The sequence below is a fragment of the Endozoicomonas sp. ISHI1 genome, from assembly GCF_024606225.1.
Classification (GTDB): domain Bacteria; phylum Pseudomonadota; class Gammaproteobacteria; order Pseudomonadales; family Endozoicomonadaceae; genus Endozoicomonas_A.
In genome coordinates this window covers 80,680-100,157 of the sequence record NZ_JAGRPU010000004.1, presented here as the reverse complement: position 1 = coordinate 100,157, position 19,478 = coordinate 80,680, and the positions used below count along the sequence as shown (strand labels likewise).

Sequence of the window (19,478 nt, the reverse complement as noted above, 5' to 3'; positions counted from 1 at the left end):
TCCCTATTCGTCCAGTGGGTCATCCTCAAATAGCCATTCATTCAGCCCAAGCAAATCTTGCTTTTTACCCTCATAGGCTTTGTACCAGTCGAGCTGTGTTACCAAATCAACCCTATCGCTCATTTTTTGGAGCACTGTGGCGAGTTGGTTTGGACTCATCTGGTGGCGAAAAAGTTCCAGCATTTCAAGTTCTGTTTCCTCCAGCACCTGAAAACGATTCAATGCGTCTATCACCGCGTCCATCGCCGTTGCAAAATAACTCTGGCTGACAACGGCCTCATCTGCACCTTCTGTCAGTCTTGCGGTGACGGCGTTTTTTACGCTATCCGGAGCCTCTTCCATCTGCCGTTGAATCACCGGAGCCAACGCCCTGCACAATCGGGTGGTGAGCTGACCAAGATTGGCGTAGTGCTCCAGTGACGCCCAGACTGCGGGTTTTAATGGCAAGCCTGACTTGATAATGCTGAGAATGGCACTGGGTGCCAGCGGCTTCGCTTTTTCATTAAGGGTCTCACGGACGCTTGCGCTATTGCGTGGCAGTCTCTCATCTCGCTGGATGACATAGAGTTCCCGCTCATCCTGTGGAGGCTTGTACCACTGTTCGGTGAAGTCTTTGGCCTCGAAAAATGTTCTTAGCTGTTCCAACGACCAGTTTTTGATCATAAAACCGTTACCCACGAGACTGAATTCCGGTTTTGGCAATACAATGCTTCTGTCGTTAGAAAGCACCGTCAGCCGGTTCTTTTCAAACTTATATTCTGGCGCCTGTTCAAGCTCAATCAGCAGGGCAACGATAAAGTACCACAGCCGCTTTTGTCCCGGCATGAGCGCATCACCGTTGATAATGACTCCTTTGCCATCGGCACTGGCCTCCTGCGATGAAAAGCATAGATCCGGTATCTGTTCGTGGTCAGTCAGGTAATAGTGTGCCAGCAGCAGCCCTTCCAGTAGCAGCTCCTGTTGTTTTACATTGAGGGTGTGAGTGCTCTGCCGGGCAATACAGGCTTCCAGGAAATCCTGCATTTTTTGCGGCTTGAATGTCTGGTGTATCAAGTACAGTTGGCGGACAGAAGGCACCGTTTCGAAGAAGCTGTCGAGCTTTTCTACGTACCCTGAGCGTTTAGCCTCTGGCTGCGACCAGAGAATCTCCAACACCCTGGCTTTACTCAGTGTCAGAGAACATCGCTGATTCAGTTTTTGCCTCAGTGGCTCCAATGCCACCCATTGCAGTTTGTTCGGGGCAGGATTCAGCTTTCTGCACAGTGTAATGTAATCCAGACACTCGGATTCAGGCAGCTGCGTCAGGGCAAACTTAACGTTATCCAGAGGAGCGTAAATTGAGAGCGCCCTGGCCAGTACGTTCTGGTCTTGCTGGTTTTCATGATGTCTTGCCAGCCATAAGCGTGCGCCCGCGCCACCATGATGGAAGAGCATGGGTATCAGCGATGCCAGGGCATAAAGCACCTGCGTTCTTTCACTGCGGTCATCTGTGAAAGCGGTCAGGTATTGTTCAAGTTCCGCAATGGTCATGCGCCACTTTGGAGGAGCAGAGCAGAACAACGCCAGGGCTTTTAGGGTCTCCCCAATCGTCATACGCCACTTTTGGGGGATTGAACTGAACAACGGCAATGTATTCATTGCATCGTCTTCTTCCAGCTCATCCTCTCCATCACTGATGTCGTCGTCACTCTCTGTGGATAGCCCTGGAAGATCAGGAAGATATTGACGGATGCTTCTCTCATTGGCAGCCAACTCCTTTTGTTCAGGCAATCCGGAAGCTGCAAACACCCTGCTGGCCATCTTCAGGCAATGTTTCTTGTTCTTCACAGGCAACCACTGAACAAAAGCGATTACCTTCGCCTCCACCGGGAAGCCTCTACTATTACATATGCTGGCAATATAAATGAGCAGCTCCCGGTTGATGGGGTTGTTCTGAACGGCTTCATCGAAACCCTTCCTCCAGCCCTCTTTCAGACAGGACATAGACATAAAGACTTCCACCTGTCTCTTCGTCGGGAAGCCTCTGCCATTATTCATGGAAGCAATGTGCACTAACAGCTCCCTGTCGATAGGCTTGTCTTTAACAGCCTCGTCCCGGCCCGGCTGCCAACCCTCTTTCAGGCAGGCCATAGAGACAAAGGCTTCCACCTGCTCCCTGGTCGGGAAGCCTTTGCCATTGTTCATGGAGGCAATGTTCCTGAGCAGTTCCCAGTCGATGGGCTTGTCTTTAACGGCCTCGTCCCGGCCCGGCTGCCAGCCCTCTTTCAGACAGGACATAGAGATAAAGGCTTCCACCTGCTCCTTCGTCGGGAAGCCTTTGTCATGACGCATGGAAGCAATGCGCATGAGCAGTTCCCGGTTGACCGGGTTGTTTTGAACGGCTTCATCAAGGCCCGGCTGCCAGCCCTCTCTCAGGCAGAGCATAGAGATAAAGGCTTCTACCTCCTTCTTCGTCGGGAAGCCTTTGCCATGATTTATGGAGGCGATGTGAGTGATCAGTTCCCGGTCAATCGGGTTGTCTTGTAACGCCCTATCATTGCCCGGCTGCCAATCTACCCTGAGGCAAAGCATCGACATGAAGGCTTTTACCTGTGCTTCTTTCGGTAACCCTTTGGAATGGTTTATAGAGGCAATACTCCTGAGCAGCTTATGGTCGATCGGGTTGTCTTTAACGGCCTCATCAAGGCCCGGCCGCCAGCCCACTTTCAGGCAAGGCATGGTGATGAAAGCTTTCACTTGTGCCTCCGGCGGGAACCCTTTGCCATGATTCATAGAGGCAATGCATATCGCCAGCTTAAGGTCGATCGGGTTGTTTTTAACGGCCTCATCAAGGCCCGGCTTCCAGCCCACTTTCAGGCAAGGCATGGTGACAAAGGCTTTCACTTGTCCTTCTGTCGGGATACCTTTGCCAGAGTTCATGGAAGCAATGCGCATGAGCAGTTCTCGATCGATCCGGTTGTTTTGAACAGCTTCATCGCAGCCCTCCGTCCAGCCCACTTTCAGACAAGGCATGCTGAGGAAGGCCTCTAGTTGTTCCTTGCCCGGAAATCCCTTGCCGTTGCACATGGAGGAAATGTGCACGAGCAGGTCCCGGTCAATCGGGTTGTTTTGAACGGCCTCATCAAGCCCCGGCTGCCAGCCCACCTTCAGACAGGGCATACTGAGGAAGGCCTCCACTTTTTCCTTTTTCGGGAATCCCCTGCCACTGTGCATGGAGGAAATATGCACCAGCAGCTTCTGGTCGACCGGATTGCCCTGAACGGCTTCGTCGTTGCCCGGCTGCCAGCCCACTTTCAGGCAAGCCATGGTCATAAAGGCCATCACTTGCTGCTCCGTCGGGAAGCCTCTGCTAGAGGACATGGAAGCAATCTGTTTCAGGAATGGATGAGCGGCAATGCCCCTGATCTCTTCATCAGACAGTCTTGCAAAGCGCTCTAATTGGGGTGGCGTTTCTAACATACTGGAAAGGCAGCCGGTGTTTTTAATTTGATCCGTATTGACCGCCGAGAAGAACACCGTGGCTTTGTCAAAATAGCTTGTGAAAAGCTCAGCCTGACTAATAATGCTAAACACTTTCATCCTGGCAAAAAGGGTGGGCAATGGCGGCTTGTCCCTGTTGTAAGAAAATCCGATCTTTCTTATCCGGAGGGTTTTCAGCAGTTTTTTAGCACTTTGGACCACCCTTCCCGCACGTTCAGCGGTATCTGGATTTTCACCGCTAAAGTGTCTCTGTAATATGCCCTGATGCCTTGGTACCAACACCGAGAGCACCTCAGGGGGAATGTCTGTGGCGTCTTCAGAATCTTCATCTTCCATGGATTCAATCGTCTCCTCTATCGGAGCCGGGTCCGTCTGAGTGGCGGCAGGGTTCAGACTCTCACTGGCTGAGACCACACTCCAGCGATCCTGATCAACACGCCTTAGTTTTGGTGATGGATGTTCAGGACTCTGTTGATGCTGAGGTATATTGGAGGCACCCGCTGTCGGCTCAGCCTGACGTCCTGCCCGGGTGCGCTTTCTTTTTGGTTGTTGAGCACCTTTTTTTTGAGAGCCCTCTTCTTGAGAAGCACTGCTTGCCAAAGCGCCATTGTCCGGGGGTGGGGGTGTAGACCCATCTGTTGGGGGTAACGGCATGAAATATCTCTCTATTCGCCCAATGGATCATCCTCAAATAGCCATTCATTCAGCCCGAGCGGATCGCTCTTTTATCCTTACAGGCTTTGTGCCATTCGAGTTGTGTCGCCACATCCACTCTATCGCTCATTTTTTTTAGCACTGTGGCGAATTGTGTTGGAGTCATCTGATGGCGATAAAGTTCCAGCATTTCAAGTTCTTTTTCTTCCAGCCCCTGAAAATGATTCAATGCCTTCATCGCTGCGTCAAAGTTCAGTTCATTGATCACAGATGGTGGCTGAATGAGGGTTGGCAGTGAGCTGGCCAGTATGGGCATAGTGTTCCAGTGATGCCCAGACTTCTGGCTTTAATGGTTTGCCTGATCTGACAAGACTGCGAATCACTCCGGGTGGCTGCAGAGGTCTTGTCCTGTTGTTTCCTGCCTGCCGGGTCTTTGGCCCTTGCCTGACTGCCGGTCGTTCATCACGCCTGATCACCCTGGAGCCCGGACGGGTGCTATTCTCGTTCAGCCTCCCGGAAGTACGGGGTTTTACGCTCATTCGATAACCGGCCATGTTTCCGCACTTTCACCCGGTTGTCCTTGGTTGGGGATTTATCGAATGAGTTCAGAACCCCTTATTTTGAGAAGGTGTCAAACATGCAGCAGGAACTTAGCTGGCATCATCATCGGTATCAAATATTCCTTGATCATCCAGTTCGAAGTAACCTGGAACAAATTCAGTTTTCTTAGATACAGATTCCTTCTCTGAGACTAATTGACTTAAAATCCGATTTTCTTCCTCCGTATTGCAAATCTTGTCTGTCAGTTCAATGTTCTGAACAGTCAGAAGCAAATTTTGCATTCGAAGGTTATCCGCTTCTTCTTGCAAGTATTCCATGCGAATTTTTGTATTTTCTCTAAATTTTCGAGCAGCATCCCTGTTCATCTGCCTTCTTACTTCAAATGGTCTTGCTTTTTTGCCCCTTGGCTTATTGCTTCCAACTGCTGTGGATGAAGAAGGCCCTGGTTTCCCGGAAACAGTTTCTGTTTCGACTTTTATAACACCACCTTCCTGTACAACTCGATGAAGCTGACAGGCATTGCCGTAGCTACAACCCGGTAGGCTCCCGGCTGTTGATGAAGACTTCAATACTTTTCTTGCAGGAGGCTCTGGGGTGACGTAAGGAGTTGCCACTCTTTTCAGAACAGCTTTTTTTCCTCTGGTCGTTGCTGTATCAGTAGGCTCCTGCGGAAGTCTGATATAACAATGATCCTGTGTCACAACACTGTATTTTGCGCCAGCCTTATCCGTTTTATCCTCACTGGCCCCAGCGTCTTTTGTCGACACAAGATTCAATGAGGATGTGTCCGAAGTCGAAAGCCTATCCATTGTTCCTGTTCCTGTGCATTCCATGACTCATAAAGCCTAGACACTCTCCACAACGGAATGTTCCGTTTCTGACAGTAAATCTGACAACTCTGTTAGTTGAGTACCTTTTTCCTGAAGGGGTTCTGATTGGTTGTTCACCGGAGTGAGTTGAGTGCTTTTTTTGAAAACGACTGTTCCGCAAGCACCATTGTCCGGGGCGGGCGCGGAAGTAGATTCATCTATTGGGGGTATCGGCAGGCAGCCTCTCCCTATTCGTCAAACGGGTCATCCTCAAATTTCCATTCATTCAGCCCGAGCGGATCTCCCTTTTTGTCCTCATAGGCTTTGTGCCAGTCGAGCTGTATCGCCACATCCACTCTGTCGCTCATTTTTGCGAGCACACTGGCTGATTGCATTGGAGTCATCGGGTGGCGATAAAGTTCCTGAGTGGAATGCGCAAATGATTTCCACAGGACGGTTAAGGGATCAGTAAACTATTGGAATGAATGGTTGTCCGGTTTATCTGAGCTGTCTCATTACCAGCCTTTTACCTGCCCCCTCAATGCTTTTGTCTGACCACGCTGATGCTTTCGATCCATGCGTTTTTTCTGCGAAGAACGGGTAGGCCTGGTAGCTTTTCTTTTTTTAGTCACCACCGTCGCCTTTTGAATCAGACCCAGTAATCGATTCAGAGCATCCTGACGATTTTTCTCCTGAGTTCTGAACGACTGTGCCTTGATCACAATGACGCCTTCGGAAGAAATCCTCTGGTCATTGAAAGTCAGAAGCCGTTCTTTATAAAAGTCAGGAAGGGAAGAAGCTCTGATATCAAACCTTAAGTGGACCGCCGAAGAAACTTTATTCACGTTCTGTCCCCCCGCCCCCTGGGCACGGACAAAATTAAACTCAATGTCATCGGAGGGAATCGTAACGGTATTGGAAATCTTCAGCATATCACTCAGTTTCTATCCTGAACGAGCACCCACGGTCGCACCACCACGGCCCATAAATCCGCTTTTTGCTCATGCCAGTTTCTGGCCTGATCGTCACTGACCGGTCCCAGTTTTTTTTCATTCAACCAGACTTCTACTGTCGCTTTATCATCAATGGAGATGCTGTGAGCGACGGCAACAATATCCAGATCCGGAGCAACCGCCAGAAGGTGGCCGGAAGCAAAGTAGCGCTGAAGGTCTTCCCAGGCAATTTTTGCGGTTTCCAGGTTGAGTTTGGCTTTGTTCAGCTCATTGGGGTCTACAGAATCACTCATTAATAATCTGTCTGTCTGATTAACGTTAAATAAGGGCAGAGACTACCACATCCATGGTTTTTTCAGCCAGTCAGGGCTTAACCTCCATCAAACTCCCGGGATCGGGCATGATTTTCCACTTTTTGAACGAAATCAACCTTTAGCGGTCTATTCATTCAGGCGTTTCAAAAAACCAAATTATTGAGGGAATAAATTATGCCGCCACGGATGACCAATACTCCACCCTTAAACCTGCCCGGCTGGACCGAACCGGAAACAGTGGTTTCCCCCCCTGCGTCCACTTTGGGCTTGAGCAACCAGACAGCTCGATCGGGTGGGCTCTCTGGTTACTCTTTACAGCAGCGACACATCACTTCCACTCGTGACCAGCGTCGTGAATGGATATCCCATGTTCAGGATGCACTGGGCAAAATTGATGTTCCATTTGGCAATAAAAAATTTCAAAAATTTGTAGAAAATGCCCAGTATGATCTTAACAGGATGAGTCACAACCGTCCTGGGGAGGATGAAAAACTCTATCTACAGTCCCTGCAAAAACTGGTCAACTACCTCGCCGAGGAGCCTGGACTTCCTGAAAATACTTCCGTTCTGCAAACCCTGGCTGATTTGGGGCTGGGACTTGAGGGGGTGTCGATGAATTATAAAATACAGATCCCCTCCCAATTATTAAAACAACTCTTTGCTAACACACGCCTTGAAACCGTGCAGAAGATTCTTGACAAGGATGCCAAAAGAATGATGTTTCAGGCTGATCCGGGCTTTATGGAAATTCTGGAAACATATCTGCCTCGTATGTACCTAAAGGAAGTTGCCCATGAGCTTTTGAGTGAGCTGAAAAAACATCACATATTTCTTGAGCAACTCAATAAATCTCTGCGACTTTCGGAGGGTTCAGCACCGTATCTGATCACAGCTATTTTCGAATCACTGGGCATCAGGCATGGCAACCCAGAGGCGTCACAGGATTTCCTTCAGGGAATCACCACTGCACTGGCTTCAGAGTTTTTTACATTTCAGCTTTCTACACTGGAAGTTAATCTACAAAGGCATGAAAAACTGATTCTGAAAGAACTGAAAAAGCTGGATGATAAGGAGCGGGAACAGCTTCTGGTATCTGCCTTTGTATTAGGCCAGTGGGAACTGTTTAAGCGGTTGCTGGCGGGCTCCTCTCCCACAATACTTGGGCATCAGTTTAATAACGGCGGTAATATCTTGCACCTTATGGTGACAGCACTGCCAAGCATGAAAGCTCACGGAGAGGCATGCAATTCTTCCTGGCTGAAAGCTTATACCCCTCGCTATGACGAGTTGTTTCAGTACTTGCCCGCCGGGACTCTGGCCAATCAACAGGACAACAGCGGCGCAACACCGCTGTTGCTGTTATACCGACATCATTGCGAGCAATTAGCATCAGCGAGCATCTCCAAAGCGGAAGACTGTCAACTGGCCAGAGCCCAACGCAGCGCCCTGCTCAAGCTAACCGCTTCTGAGCATCTGATGAGTTGTATGCAGAATCATTTAGACGGAAAATTCCCTTTGAATGTCAACTGGTTTGCTGAGTTCCTGCAACTCTTCAAATCCTTGCCGCCATCCACTTTTAAAGCAATCAGCTTGCGCTCTGCTGAGTGTTCATACCACGACTACCTGAGACACAAACCCTCGACCCGTGCAACACGGTTACTTCAGCCCGTTATCAACTATTTTGAGCTTCACCCTGACGTTTTAAGGGATGAGCAGCAAACACTGGAACTGATAAGGTTAATACATCAGAAAGGGTTGCCGGTTGAATACTCTGCGCAAGTGCTCCGGGTTGTCACTCCGGGCATACAAAAAAAACTACTTGAGCACCTGTCAGCAACGCCTGATGATCGCGACTCACTGTTTATTGAACGATGCTACGACGTGATCTACGAGGGGAAACGTTACTATCCATGGCATCTGATTGGCCTTGGGGTTGGTGCCGGTTGTGCACTTAATCCAGACAGGTTTTATTGTGAACGTTTCCTCCGGGAGGTGGCTGAATTTGACAGGAAACATCCAAAAGAGACTGTTCCGGGAATGTCCTGGCTTTGGGAAGCAGAGTTGATCAATAGCAGGAATATTGAAATTTACGGTCGCAGTCTGGCTTTTCCTTCCACAGAGGTACCTCAAGGGTATCGCCGTTTCAAGTTCCTGAAACAACAAACTGGTTCCACAGAAAACTGGCATGACTTCATCCGCGAGCAGCCACAGCTGGATTTTTTTCGAAACCATAAGGATCAGCTGGGCCTTGAAAGCGCACTGCTTAAACCACGGGGTATCTATCGTCTGCCCCATGCCCTGGATAAGCTCAAAGCCTGTCAATTACCCGATGAAACCCTGGCAAGCATTGCCCTGGAGCCTGATGGTTCGGCACTGCTACAAGTCTTTGACGATGAAAAAAATACCCGCCTTTATCACCACTATCCTTATGAGACGGAAGGCGTGGCCGGTCTCTCAGAGCAGGCATCGTTTGAAGGCCTCAGGCTGTTTGCCAGAGATGCAGGTCGTCTCTGGCAACACAATTTTCAGGCACCGGATACATTAAGCTCATTCCATGACACTGCCGAAGGGAGAGCCTGGCTACCCACGCCTTTTTTTGCTAATCAGACTGTTCCCGGCACCATGGGAGAGTGGAATGCCCAGGATTACCCGAACATAGCACCTGCCCCGGTGGGGATGAGAGACTGGGCAGATGTCCGCTCATTTGCAGAGCAAACCTCCTACAGTTTTGGTTCGACAACATCCTACTTTATAACCCATTGTGAGCGGCAGGACGAATTACGGATTACTGAACTTGGAAAAGCCTTTTACGGGCTGGTCATTAACTGGCTGAGGGTTCGTCATGACATCGACCGTCTGGATTACACAAACACCGCGCAGATGAACCAGTTGCAGGATGAGCTGGTGACGATTGCCGCTGATCTGTTGGGTAGTGCTTATAAAATGACGCCAGAGGCCATGAAAGCAAAGATAGGTCAGGAATTCCCGGCAGAGTCGCTGACCCGTGCTGCTCTTGAGTGCGGTTACTGGTGTGACCCGAAAATCCGCTATGTGCAGGATATCAAGTCGGGCCGTTTTCCTGATGAGGTTTATCCGGATCATCCAAATCAGAGCTTTGAGCGTGTCCAATTGAATCCAAACACAGAGAACCTAACCGATCAGGGAATTCGACGCTCATCCAGAGCCAGAGGACCCAATTTGGGTGTCAACAGCGGTACCCTGCCGCTGCCCCATCTGGACAGTTTGTTCTGGTTTGCCCTGCATACGGGGTGGCAAGTGCAAGAGCCATCGCGCTGATATCCAGATAATGGCATTTTTATGGTCGGCGTGGATCAATACACCAACCCTTTGAGCCTGCTGACGTGTAGCATGAACGCCACTCTCTCAAACAGACATTCAGAGGCTGTTTTTGACATCCTCTCGCCCCTGAAGGAGCGAGATTCCCGTTAGTCACCTAACAGGCTTCCTGTTTCAACACGCCTTCCCTAGATGGTTGCTTACGCAGCCATCCCCGTTCCAGTCGCTCCACAGGCTAACCCCGCCAGCCCGGCGGTTTTGATATTAATGGCTGCATTTATGTCCCTGTCGTGATGGGTTTTACACTCTGGGCACTCCCATTCACGAATAGACAACGGCAGACTTTCATGAACAAACCCGCAACCGGAGCAACGCTTGGAGCTTGGAAAGAATCGGTCGATCTCAACAACTTGTCTTTCTGCCCACTCCGCCTTGTACTGCAACTGTCGGACAAATTCTCCCCAGTTGGCATCGGCTATGTGCTTCGCTAGTTTTGGATTCTTAATCATGCCCTTCACGTTCAGAGACTCTACACAAACCACTTGGTTTTCGTTAATCAGTTTGCGGGATGCCTTGTGAGTGGCATCCATCCGGCAATCGGCGATCTTGGCATGAAGGCGGGCAACCTTGAGCTTTGCTTTGGCTCTGTTGCTGCTGCCTTTCTGCTTTTTTGACATCTGACACTGGAGGTAGGCAAGCTTTCGCTCGTAACGTTTGGTATGCCTTGGATTACCGGATTTTTCACCGTCTGAAGTGATGAACAGATCATGCAAACCTAAATCAATGCCCACTGTCTTGTTACAAACAGGCATTGGGCTAGGGCGCCCCCGTTTAGCTTCAAACTCGCACAGCATGGAAACAAAGTACCGACCTGCACGATCTTTGCTGATGGAGATACTGGAAGGCTCAGAAGACAGTTCTCTGCTCCAGCGGATACTCAGTGGCTCTTTGCTTTTGGCAATGAATAGCTGGTCACTCTTCATGCTAAATGCAGCCTTTGTTAGCCGGATACTTTGTCTTGAATGTCTTTTTTTGAACTTTGGATATTTGGCTCTGCCAGCCCAAAAGTTTTTGAAAGCTTCTTGTTGATCCCTGAGTGTTTGTTGCAGGATTACGCTGGAAACATCAGCCAGAAATGGAAACTCTTTCTTAAGCGAAACCAGCCGTTTTTCTGCCTCAGAGTGTGGGACGGATTGCCCTTCTTTGTAGTAGGCATCAGTGCGAAAACGAAGCGTATTGTTGTAGACAAACCGAGCGCAACCGAACGACTGAGCAAGAAGTATTTTCTGCTCAGGTGTCGGATAGAATCGGTATTTATAGGCTCGCTTAGTCATGCTTACATTTTACAATGAAAGCTGTAAATACAGCAAGTATTTTGCATAGGCAGTCTTTCAGACTGCGAGCTATCCATCCCCGAACTAGAAGTACGGGGCTTTCCGCTCAATTTGGTAAACAAAGTTCACACCGCTGGCGATGTTTTCTGGATGATTATGAACCAAATCAAACTTTGCTGGTCTGAAGATTTAGAAAATTCAGAAAACAAATTATTGATGGAATGAATGATGCTGCCATGGATGTCCCGCGCTACTCTCTTTAACCTGTTCAGTCGCACCGTTCCGGAAACAGATGTTTCCTCTAATGTGCCCACTTCGGGTTTGAGCAATCAAACGGCTCGATCGGGTGGGTCCTCCGGTTGCTCTTTACACCAGCGGCACATCACTTCCACTCTCGACCAGCGTCGTGAATGGGTATCCCGGGTTCAGAATGCAATAGGCAATATTGACATTCCATTTGGTAATAAATTGCTGCGAGAACAGATAGATAAAGCCCAGTATGATCTTAAAAGGTTGAGTAAGGACCATCCCGGGGACAATCAAAGATTCTATCTGTCTTCCTTGCAAGCACTGATCAAAACCCTTGTCAGCGATATTACCCTTCCCGAAAATATTTCCGTTCTGCAAACGCTGGCTGATTTGGGGCTGGGACTTGATGCTGATTGGATGATTTGTACAATCAATATACCTCCCCAATTACTAAAGCAACTCTTGGGTAACACACGCCATGAAACAGTGCTGAGACTTCTTGGCAACCTTGCCAAAACAATGATGTGCAGGGCTGATCCGGACTTTATGGCAATATTGGACAGATACCTGACCCCGAGGCAACTGCAGAAAACAGCCCGGGAGCTTATGAGTGAGATGGCACAACAACGTTGCCCTCGTCTAACAAAAATTAATCAATCTCTTCGGATTTCCGATGGCTCAGCGCCCTATCTGATAACCGCTATTTTCGAATCACTGGACATCAGACATGGCGACCTTCAGACGTCACAGGATTTCTGCCAGACCATCACCACGGCACTGGGTTCAGAGTTTTTCATATTGCAACTTTGTATGCTGGAGGTGAATGCCCAAAGGCATGAAAAGCTGATTCTGGAAGCACTGAAAAAGCTGGATCATCAGGAGCGGGAACAGCTTCTGGTCTGTGCCTTTATCCTGGGCCAGCGGGAATTTTTCAAGCGGTTGCTGGCAGGCGCCTTACCCACAATTCTTAATCAGACATTTAATAACGGCAGTAATATTCTGCACCTTATGGCGACAGCACTTCCGAGCAGTTACTCTAACGGCGAATTATGCAGATATCACTGTCTGGAGGCTTATCTCCCCCGTTATGACCAGCTGTTTGAATATCTGCCCGCCAGAATTCTGGCTAATCAACAGGACCACAGCGGCGCAACACCGCTGTTGCTTTTATACCGACATCACTGTGCGCAATTAGCCTCAACACACCTATCCGGAAAGGATGACAGTCAACTGGCCAGAACCCGGCGCAGCGCTCTGATCAAGCTAACCACTTCTGGCCATCTCATTGATTGTATGAAGGAACATTTAGACGGAAAACGCCCTTTGAATGTCAACTGGTTTACTGAGTTCCTGCAACTGTTTAAATCCCTGCCGCCGTCTACTTTCAAAGCAGTCAGCTTGCGCTCTGCTGAGTATTCATACGGCGCACAACTAAGACACCCCCCCCCGCCCCGTGCAACACAGTCACTTCAGCCTGTTATCAACTATTTTGAGCATCACACAGACGTTTTACGGGATGAGCAGCAAACACTGGAATTAATCAGGTTAATACATCAGAACGGGTTACCGGTTGAATATGCTGCGCAGGTGCTCCGGGTTGTCTCTCCGGACATGCAAAAAAAACTACTTGAGCACCTGTCAGCAACACCTGATGATCGCGACTCACTGTTTATTGAACGGCGCTGCGACCTATATTATCGCAATAAGTTCTATCCATGGCATCTGATTGCCCTTGGGGTTGGTGCCGGGTGTGCACTTAATCCAGACAGGTTTTATAGCGAATGTTTCCTCCGGGAGGTGGCTGAATTTAACAGGAAACACCCAAAAGAGACGGTGCCGGAAATGTCCGGGCTTTGGGAAGCGGAGTTGATCAACAGCGGGAATATTGAAATTTACGGTCGCAGTCTGGCTTTTCCTTCCGCAGAGGTACCTCAGGGTTATCGCCGTTTCAAGTTTCTGAAACAACAGCCTGGTTCCACAGAAGACTGGCATGATTTTGTCCGTGAACAGCCACAACTGGATTTTTTTCGAACGCATAAAGCTGAGCTGGGCCTTGAAAGCACACTGCTGAAACCACGGGGCATCTATCGTCTGAGCAATGCCCTGAATAAGCTCAAAGCCTGCAGATTACCTGATGAAACCCTGGCAACCATTGCCCTGGAGCCAGATGGTTCGGCACTGCTACAAGTCTTTGATGATGAAAAAAACTCCCAACTGTATCACCACTATCCTTATGAAACGGAAGGAGTGGCAGGGCTCTCAGTGCAGGCATCGTTTGAAGGCCTCAGGCTTTTTGCCAGAGATGCGGGTCGTCTCTGGCAACACAATTTTCAGGCACCGGATACATTAAGCTCATTTCACAATGCCGCTGATGGAAGGTTCTGGGTACCCACACCCTTTTTTGGATGTCAATTCGTTCCCGGCACGATGGGAGAGTGGAATGCCCAGGATTACCCAAACATAGCACCGGCCCCGGTTGGGATGAGAGACTGGGCTGATATCCGCTCATTTGCTGAGCAAACTTCCTCCAGCTTTGGTATGAAAGAACGCTATCTTACAACCGATTGTGAGCGACAGGGTGAATTGCGGATTACTGAGCTTGGGAAAGCCTTTTACGGGCTGGTGATTAACTGGCTGAGGGTTCGCCACGACACCGGCCATCTGGATTACAGAAACACCGTGCAGATGAACCAGTTGCAGGAAGAGCTGGTGACGATTGCCGCTGATCTGTTTGCCAGTGCGTATAAAATGAAGACGGAGACCGTGAGAACAAAGATACATCAGGAATTCCCGGCAGAGTCGCTGACCCGGGCTGCACTTGAGTGTGGTTACTGGTGTGACCCGAAATTCCGCTACGTACAGGATATCAAATCAGGCCGTTTTCCTGATGAGGTTTATCCGGATCATCCGGATAAAAGCTTTAACCGTGACTTTTTGAACTCAGTGAACGCAGGCAAAGAGAACCTTACCAAACAGGGATTGCGACGCTCATCCAGAGCCAGAGGATCCAATTTGGGTATTAACACCGGTACCCTGCCGCTGTCCCATCTGGACAGTTTGTTTTGGTTTGCCCTGCATACGGGGTGGCAAGTGCACGAGCCATCCCGGTGTTAGGTGTCTCTGAGCAATCTCTCAATGTCTGCTATGCTGTCCTTCTCATTAATTTGTCAGGAGTACAGCATGAGCTTGAATGCTGAACAACCACCCGAAACAGAGCTTGACCATATTCGAGATACCCTGACGGGTATTGTCAGCTACGCCAGTAAAACCCGTGCTGAAATGCACCGGGGGTTCGCTCATATAGACAAACGCTTTGACCAGCAAGGCAAAGATATTGCTGCACTGCAATCAGACGTCGCAGAGTTGAAAGCTGACAACGCAGAGTTGAAAGCTGACAACGCAGAGTTGAAAGCTGACAACGCAGAGTTGAAAGCTGACAATGTGGAAATCAAAGAAACCTTAAAGCTCATCCTGTCCAGATTGACCAACAACTAACACGCCACCTACCAACAAAATCCAGTGGCTTGCCCGTCGGCAACCACTGATTTGAAGGATATCCTGATAATGGCATTTTTATGGTCGGCGCAGATCAGTACACCCACCCTCTGAGCCCTGAACCTGCTTAACGTGCAGCAAAAAGCAACCCTCTCACGTACACAGACATCTTGAGGCTGGTGTCAACAAAGTTCACACCGCTGGTGATGTTTTCCGGGTAATTTTGAACCAAATCAACCTTTGCTGGTCTATTGATTTGGAAACTTCAGAAAACTAGTTATTAATGGAATTAATTATGCTGCCACGGATGCCCTGCAATACCCCCTTAAACCTATCCAGTCGGACCGCTCCGGAAACAGATTTTTCCACTCCTGCTTCCACTTCCGGCTTGAGTAACCAGACAGCTCGATCGGATGCGCCCTCTGCTCGCTCTGTACACCGGCGACACATCACTACCACTGCCGACCAGCGTCGTGAATGGATATCTCTTGTTGAGAATGCATTAGGTCATATTGATATTCCATATGACCATAAATTGCTGCGAGAACAGGTAAAAAATGCCCGTCTTGATCTTAATAGAATGAGTCAGAATCTCGTCGCAAAGGATGTAAAATTCCATCTGCCGTCTTTGCAAAAGCTGATCAGCTACCTCGTCGAGAATCCTTGCCTGCCTGAAAATATTTCCGTTCTGCAAACGCTGGCTGATTTAGGACTGGGACTTGAGGGCGAGCCGATCGAATCCAAGGTAATGATACCTCCCCAATTATTTAAACAATTCCTGGATAACACACGTCATGAAGCAGTGCTGAACATTCTTGGCAATCTTGCCGCAACAATTATGTTTAAGCCTGATCCGGGCTTTATGGAAATATTGGAGAAATACCTGCCCCGCTGGCAGCTGCAGAAAACTGCCCGAGAGCTTCTGGGTCAACTGAAAAGATATTACTTTTCTCTAAAAGAACTCAATCAATCTCTACAACTTTCGGATGGTGCAGCACCTTATCTGATAAAAGCTATTTTCGAATCGCCAGACGTCAGGCATGGCAAACCTCAAACGTCACAGGATTTCTGCCAGAGTATCACCACCGCAATGGCTTCAGAGATTTTTACATTGCAGCTTTGTTTGCTGGAAGTGAATGCCCAAAGGCATGAAAAACTGATTCTGGAAGAAGTGGAAAAGCTGGATGATAAAGAGCGGGAAAAGCTGCTGGTGTGTGCCTTTATATTGGGCCAGTTGGAACTGTTTAAACGTTTGCTGCCAGCCTCTTCAGCCAATATTCTTAACCAGACGTTTCATAACGGCAGTAATATTCTGCACCTTATGGCGACAGCCATTCCGGGCATGAACTCCCGCGGCAGTCTACGCAACTTTTCCCATCTGAATGCTTATCCTTCCCGCTATGACCAGTTGTTTCAATATCTGCCCGCCAGGACTCTGGCCAACCAAAGAGACAACAGCGGCGCAACACCACTCTTGCTTTTATACCGTCATAACTGCCAGCCACTATCGGCAGTGGCCATGTCCAAAGCGGAAGACAGTCAGCTGGCCAGAGCCCGCCGCAGCGCACTGATCAAGCTAACCGTTCCTGAACATCTCATTGATTGTATGCAGGAGCATTTAGGCGGAACATTCCCCTTGAATGTCAACTGGTTTGCTGAGTTTCTGCAACTCTTTAAATCCCTGCCACCCGCTACTTTTAAAGCAGTCAACTTGCGCCCTGCCGAGCATGCATATGTCACACAACTGCGTCACAAACCCTTGCCCTGTGCAACACAGTTACTTCAACCTGTTGTCAACTATTTTGAGCACCACCCTGACGCCTTAAGGGATGAGCAGCAAACACTGGAATTAATGAGGTTAATAGATCAGAACGGGTTGCCGGTTGAATATTCTGCACAGGTGCTCCGGGTTGTCACTCCGGGCATGCAAAAAAAACTGCTCGCGCAACTTTCAGCAACAGCTGATGATCGCGACTCACTGTTTATTGAGCGTTACTACGATGTAGCTTATAAGGGAAGACATTACTATCCATGGTATCTGATTGGCCTTGGTGTTGGTGCTGGGTGTGCACCGGGTCCAGACAGGTTTTATTGTGAACGTTTCCGCCATGAGATTGCTGAGTTTGGCAGGAAACATCCAAAAGAGACTGTTCCGGAAATTTCCAGGCTTTGGGAAGCAGAGTTGATCAACAGCAGGAATATTGAAATTTACGGCCGCAGTCTGGCTTTTCCTTCCACAGAGGTACCTCAGGGGTATCGCCGTTTCAAGTTCCTGAAACGCCAACGGGGCGCCACAGAAGACTGGCATGATTTTGTCCGCGAGCAGCCACAGCTGGATTTTTTTCGAACCCATAAGGATCATCTGGGCCTTGAAAGCGCATTACTGAAACCACGAGGCATCTATCGTCTGAACAATGCTCTTGATAAGCTCAAAGCCTGTCGATTACCTGATGAAACCTTGTCAGCCATTGCCCTGGAGCCAGATGGTTCGGCACTGCTGCAAGTCTTTGATGATGAAAAAAACACCCGCCTGTATCACCACTACCCTTATGAAACTGAAGGAGTGGCAGGGCTCTCAGTGCAGGCATCGTTTGAGGGCCTCAGGCTGTTTGCCAGAGATGCGGGTCGTCTCTGGCAACACAATTTTCAGGCACCGGATACATTAAGCTCATTTCATAATGCTGAAGATGAAAGACAGTGGGTACCAACGCCCTTTTTTGGATTTCAGGGTCTTCCCGGCACGATGGGAGAGTGGAGTGGCCAGGATTACCCAAACATAGCACCCGCCCCGGTGGGGATGAGAGACTGGGCTGACGTTCGCTCATTTGCTGAACAAACCTCCTCCAGTTTTGGTATGAGAGAATTCTATTTTACAACCGATAGTGAAAGAAAGGGCGAATTGCGGATTACTGAGCTAGGGAAAGCCTTTTACGGGCTGGTAATTAACTGGCTGAAGGTTCGCCATGACACCGACCATCTGGATTACAAAAACACACTGCAGATGCAGCAGTTGCAGGAAGAGCTGGCGACGATTGCCGCTGATCTGTTTGGCAGTGCCTATAAAATGAAGACGCAGGCCATGAAAGCAAAGATAGGTCAGGAATTCCCGGCAGAGTCGCTGAGCCGGGCTGCACTTGAGTGTGGTTACTGGTGTGACCCGAAATTCCGCTATGTACAGGATATCAAATCAGGCCGTTTTCCTGACGAGGTTTATCCGGATCATCCAAATCAAAGCTTTGACCCTGACTATTTGAACCCGGATACAGACAACCTTACCGATCGGGGATTGCAGCGTTCATCCAGAGCCAGAGGACCCAATTTGGGTATTGACGGCGGTACACTGCCACTGACTCATCTGGACAGTCTGTTCTGGTTCGCCATAAACACAGGGTGGCAGCTGCACGAGCCAACCCGTATTTATCCTGATAATGCGGACGCAGATCAATACACCAACGCTCTGAGCCCTATGGCTGCTGACGTGTAGCCGAAACAACAATCTCACGCACACAGACATTTTGTGGCTGGTTGTAAACAAAGCTCACACAGCTGGCGATGTCTTCTGGATGAATAACCCCCCCCATGCTGTCTTTCCAGCTTTCATAACCTTCCTTGATATCACCGGATGTCGTGTGACTCAGCAGCTCAGTTTCTACTGCACCGGGAGCAACGGTAATCACTCTGACATTGTCGTCCGCAACTTCTTCACGCAGTGTTTCAGACAAGCCATGAACCGCAAACTTGGTGCCGCAGTAGGCCATATGATTAGGAAAGCCTTTGATACCAGCAATGGAGCTCAGGTTAATAATGGTACCGCCCTTGCGCTTTTTCATTTTGCCAATAACCGCACCAATACCATTTAGTACACCATTGACGTTCACACTGATCATTCTATCCCACTCGACCGGGTCTTGTTCATCAGCATTACCCAGCAGCATCAAACCCGCATTGTTGACCAAACATTCAGTCTCACCGTAAACCGATTCTGCTTCATCCACTGCCGCATAAAAAGCTTCGCGATCAGTCACATCGACTTTTCTGCAGAGGGTATTGGGCAGTTCCAGGGCTTCCAGCTTTTCAATTCTTCTTGCCAGCAGTAACAGTGCATGACCCTGGGCGCTGAATTGACGGGCGATGGCTTCACCAATTCCGGAACTGGCACCGGTAATCACAACCAATGGTTTTGTCATGAGAGATTCCTGTAGGCTTTGCAACTCGTGAGTATTCATCCGCCAGAACTTAAATCACATTCAGCATAAGTCCGAAGCCGATGAGAATTCCGTGATACTCTACCTTCAGCCCTCCCCTTGCAGAAATACCTTTTGGTTTGAACAT

At 49.1% G+C, this 19,478-nt stretch carries 12 protein-coding genes; 4 read left to right on the top strand and 8 right to left on the bottom strand.

Annotated features, from left to right (window positions below; genetic code table 11):
- Window positions 1-3: 3 nt before the first annotated feature.
- The 6 genes from KBW69_RS04710 to KBW69_RS04685 form a co-directional block, all read right to left on the bottom strand.
- The gene (locus KBW69_RS04710) at window positions 4-4,134 is read right to left on the bottom strand and encodes a hypothetical protein (RefSeq protein ID WP_257280103.1); all 4,131 of its coding nucleotides are present in this window, start codon (window positions 4,132-4,134) and stop codon (window positions 4-6) included.
- A gap of 49 nt (window positions 4,135-4,183) precedes the next feature.
- Window positions 4,184-4,402, bottom strand: coding sequence for a hypothetical protein (locus KBW69_RS04705; protein WP_257280102.1), 219 nt, complete (start codon window positions 4,400-4,402; stop codon window positions 4,184-4,186).
- A complete protein-coding gene (locus tag KBW69_RS04700) occupies window positions 4,392-4,673 on the bottom strand; it encodes a hypothetical protein (RefSeq protein WP_257280101.1) in 282 nt (93 codons plus the stop codon). The genes KBW69_RS04705 and KBW69_RS04700 overlap by 11 nt, the downstream gene beginning before the upstream one ends.
- A gap of 111 nt (window positions 4,674-4,784) precedes the next feature.
- On the bottom strand, window positions 4,785-5,504 hold the full coding sequence (locus tag KBW69_RS04695) for a bZIP transcription factor (protein ID WP_257280100.1): 720 nt from the start codon (window positions 5,502-5,504) through the stop codon (window positions 4,785-4,787).
- Between the two features lie 515 nt (window positions 5,505-6,019).
- A complete protein-coding gene (arfB, locus tag KBW69_RS04690; protein WP_257280099.1) occupies window positions 6,020-6,436 on the bottom strand; it encodes an alternative ribosome rescue aminoacyl-tRNA hydrolase ArfB in 417 nt (138 codons plus the stop codon).
- A gap of 5 nt (window positions 6,437-6,441) precedes the next feature.
- Window positions 6,442-6,750 (bottom strand): DUF2288 domain-containing protein, encoded by a 309-nt coding sequence (locus tag KBW69_RS04685; RefSeq protein ID WP_257280098.1) that lies wholly within the window; start codon window positions 6,748-6,750, stop codon window positions 6,442-6,444.
- Between the two features lie 195 nt (window positions 6,751-6,945).
- Between KBW69_RS04685 and KBW69_RS04680 the strand changes: the two genes are divergently transcribed.
- The gene (locus KBW69_RS04680) at window positions 6,946-10,068 is read left to right on the top strand and encodes a hypothetical protein (RefSeq protein WP_257280097.1); all 3,123 of its coding nucleotides are present in this window, start codon (window positions 6,946-6,948) and stop codon (window positions 10,066-10,068) included.
- A 200-nt stretch (window positions 10,069-10,268) separates the two neighbouring features.
- On the opposite strand, the gene KBW69_RS04675 is transcribed toward KBW69_RS04680, so the two are convergent.
- Window positions 10,269-11,402 carry a transposase gene (locus KBW69_RS04675; RefSeq protein WP_257280096.1) on the bottom strand — a complete coding sequence of 378 codons (1,134 nt, stop codon included), beginning with the start codon at window positions 11,400-11,402 and terminating at the stop codon, window positions 10,269-10,271.
- Between the two features lie 225 nt (window positions 11,403-11,627).
- Between KBW69_RS04675 and KBW69_RS04670 the strand changes: the two genes are divergently transcribed.
- The 3 genes from KBW69_RS04670 (at window position 11,628) to KBW69_RS04660 (ending at window position 18,630) form a co-directional block, all read left to right on the top strand.
- Entirely contained in the window at window positions 11,628-14,765 is a 3,138-nt protein-coding gene (locus KBW69_RS04670) for a hypothetical protein (RefSeq protein WP_257280095.1), read from the top strand.
- Window positions 14,766-14,831: 66 nt separating this feature from the next.
- On the top strand, window positions 14,832-15,146 hold the full coding sequence (zapB, locus tag KBW69_RS04665) for a cell division protein ZapB (protein ID WP_257280094.1): 315 nt from the start codon (window positions 14,832-14,834) through the stop codon (window positions 15,144-15,146).
- A gap of 283 nt (window positions 15,147-15,429) precedes the next feature.
- On the top strand, window positions 15,430-18,630 hold the full coding sequence (locus KBW69_RS04660; protein ID WP_257280093.1) for a hypothetical protein: 3,201 nt from the start codon (window positions 15,430-15,432) through the stop codon (window positions 18,628-18,630).
- Here the strand turns inward: KBW69_RS04660 and KBW69_RS04655 are convergent.
- A complete protein-coding gene (locus tag KBW69_RS04655; RefSeq protein ID WP_257280092.1) occupies window positions 18,611-19,333 on the bottom strand; it encodes an SDR family oxidoreductase in 723 nt (240 codons plus the stop codon). The two genes, KBW69_RS04660 and KBW69_RS04655, sit on opposite strands and share 20 nt — an antisense overlap.
- Window positions 19,334-19,478: the final 145 nt, after the last annotated feature.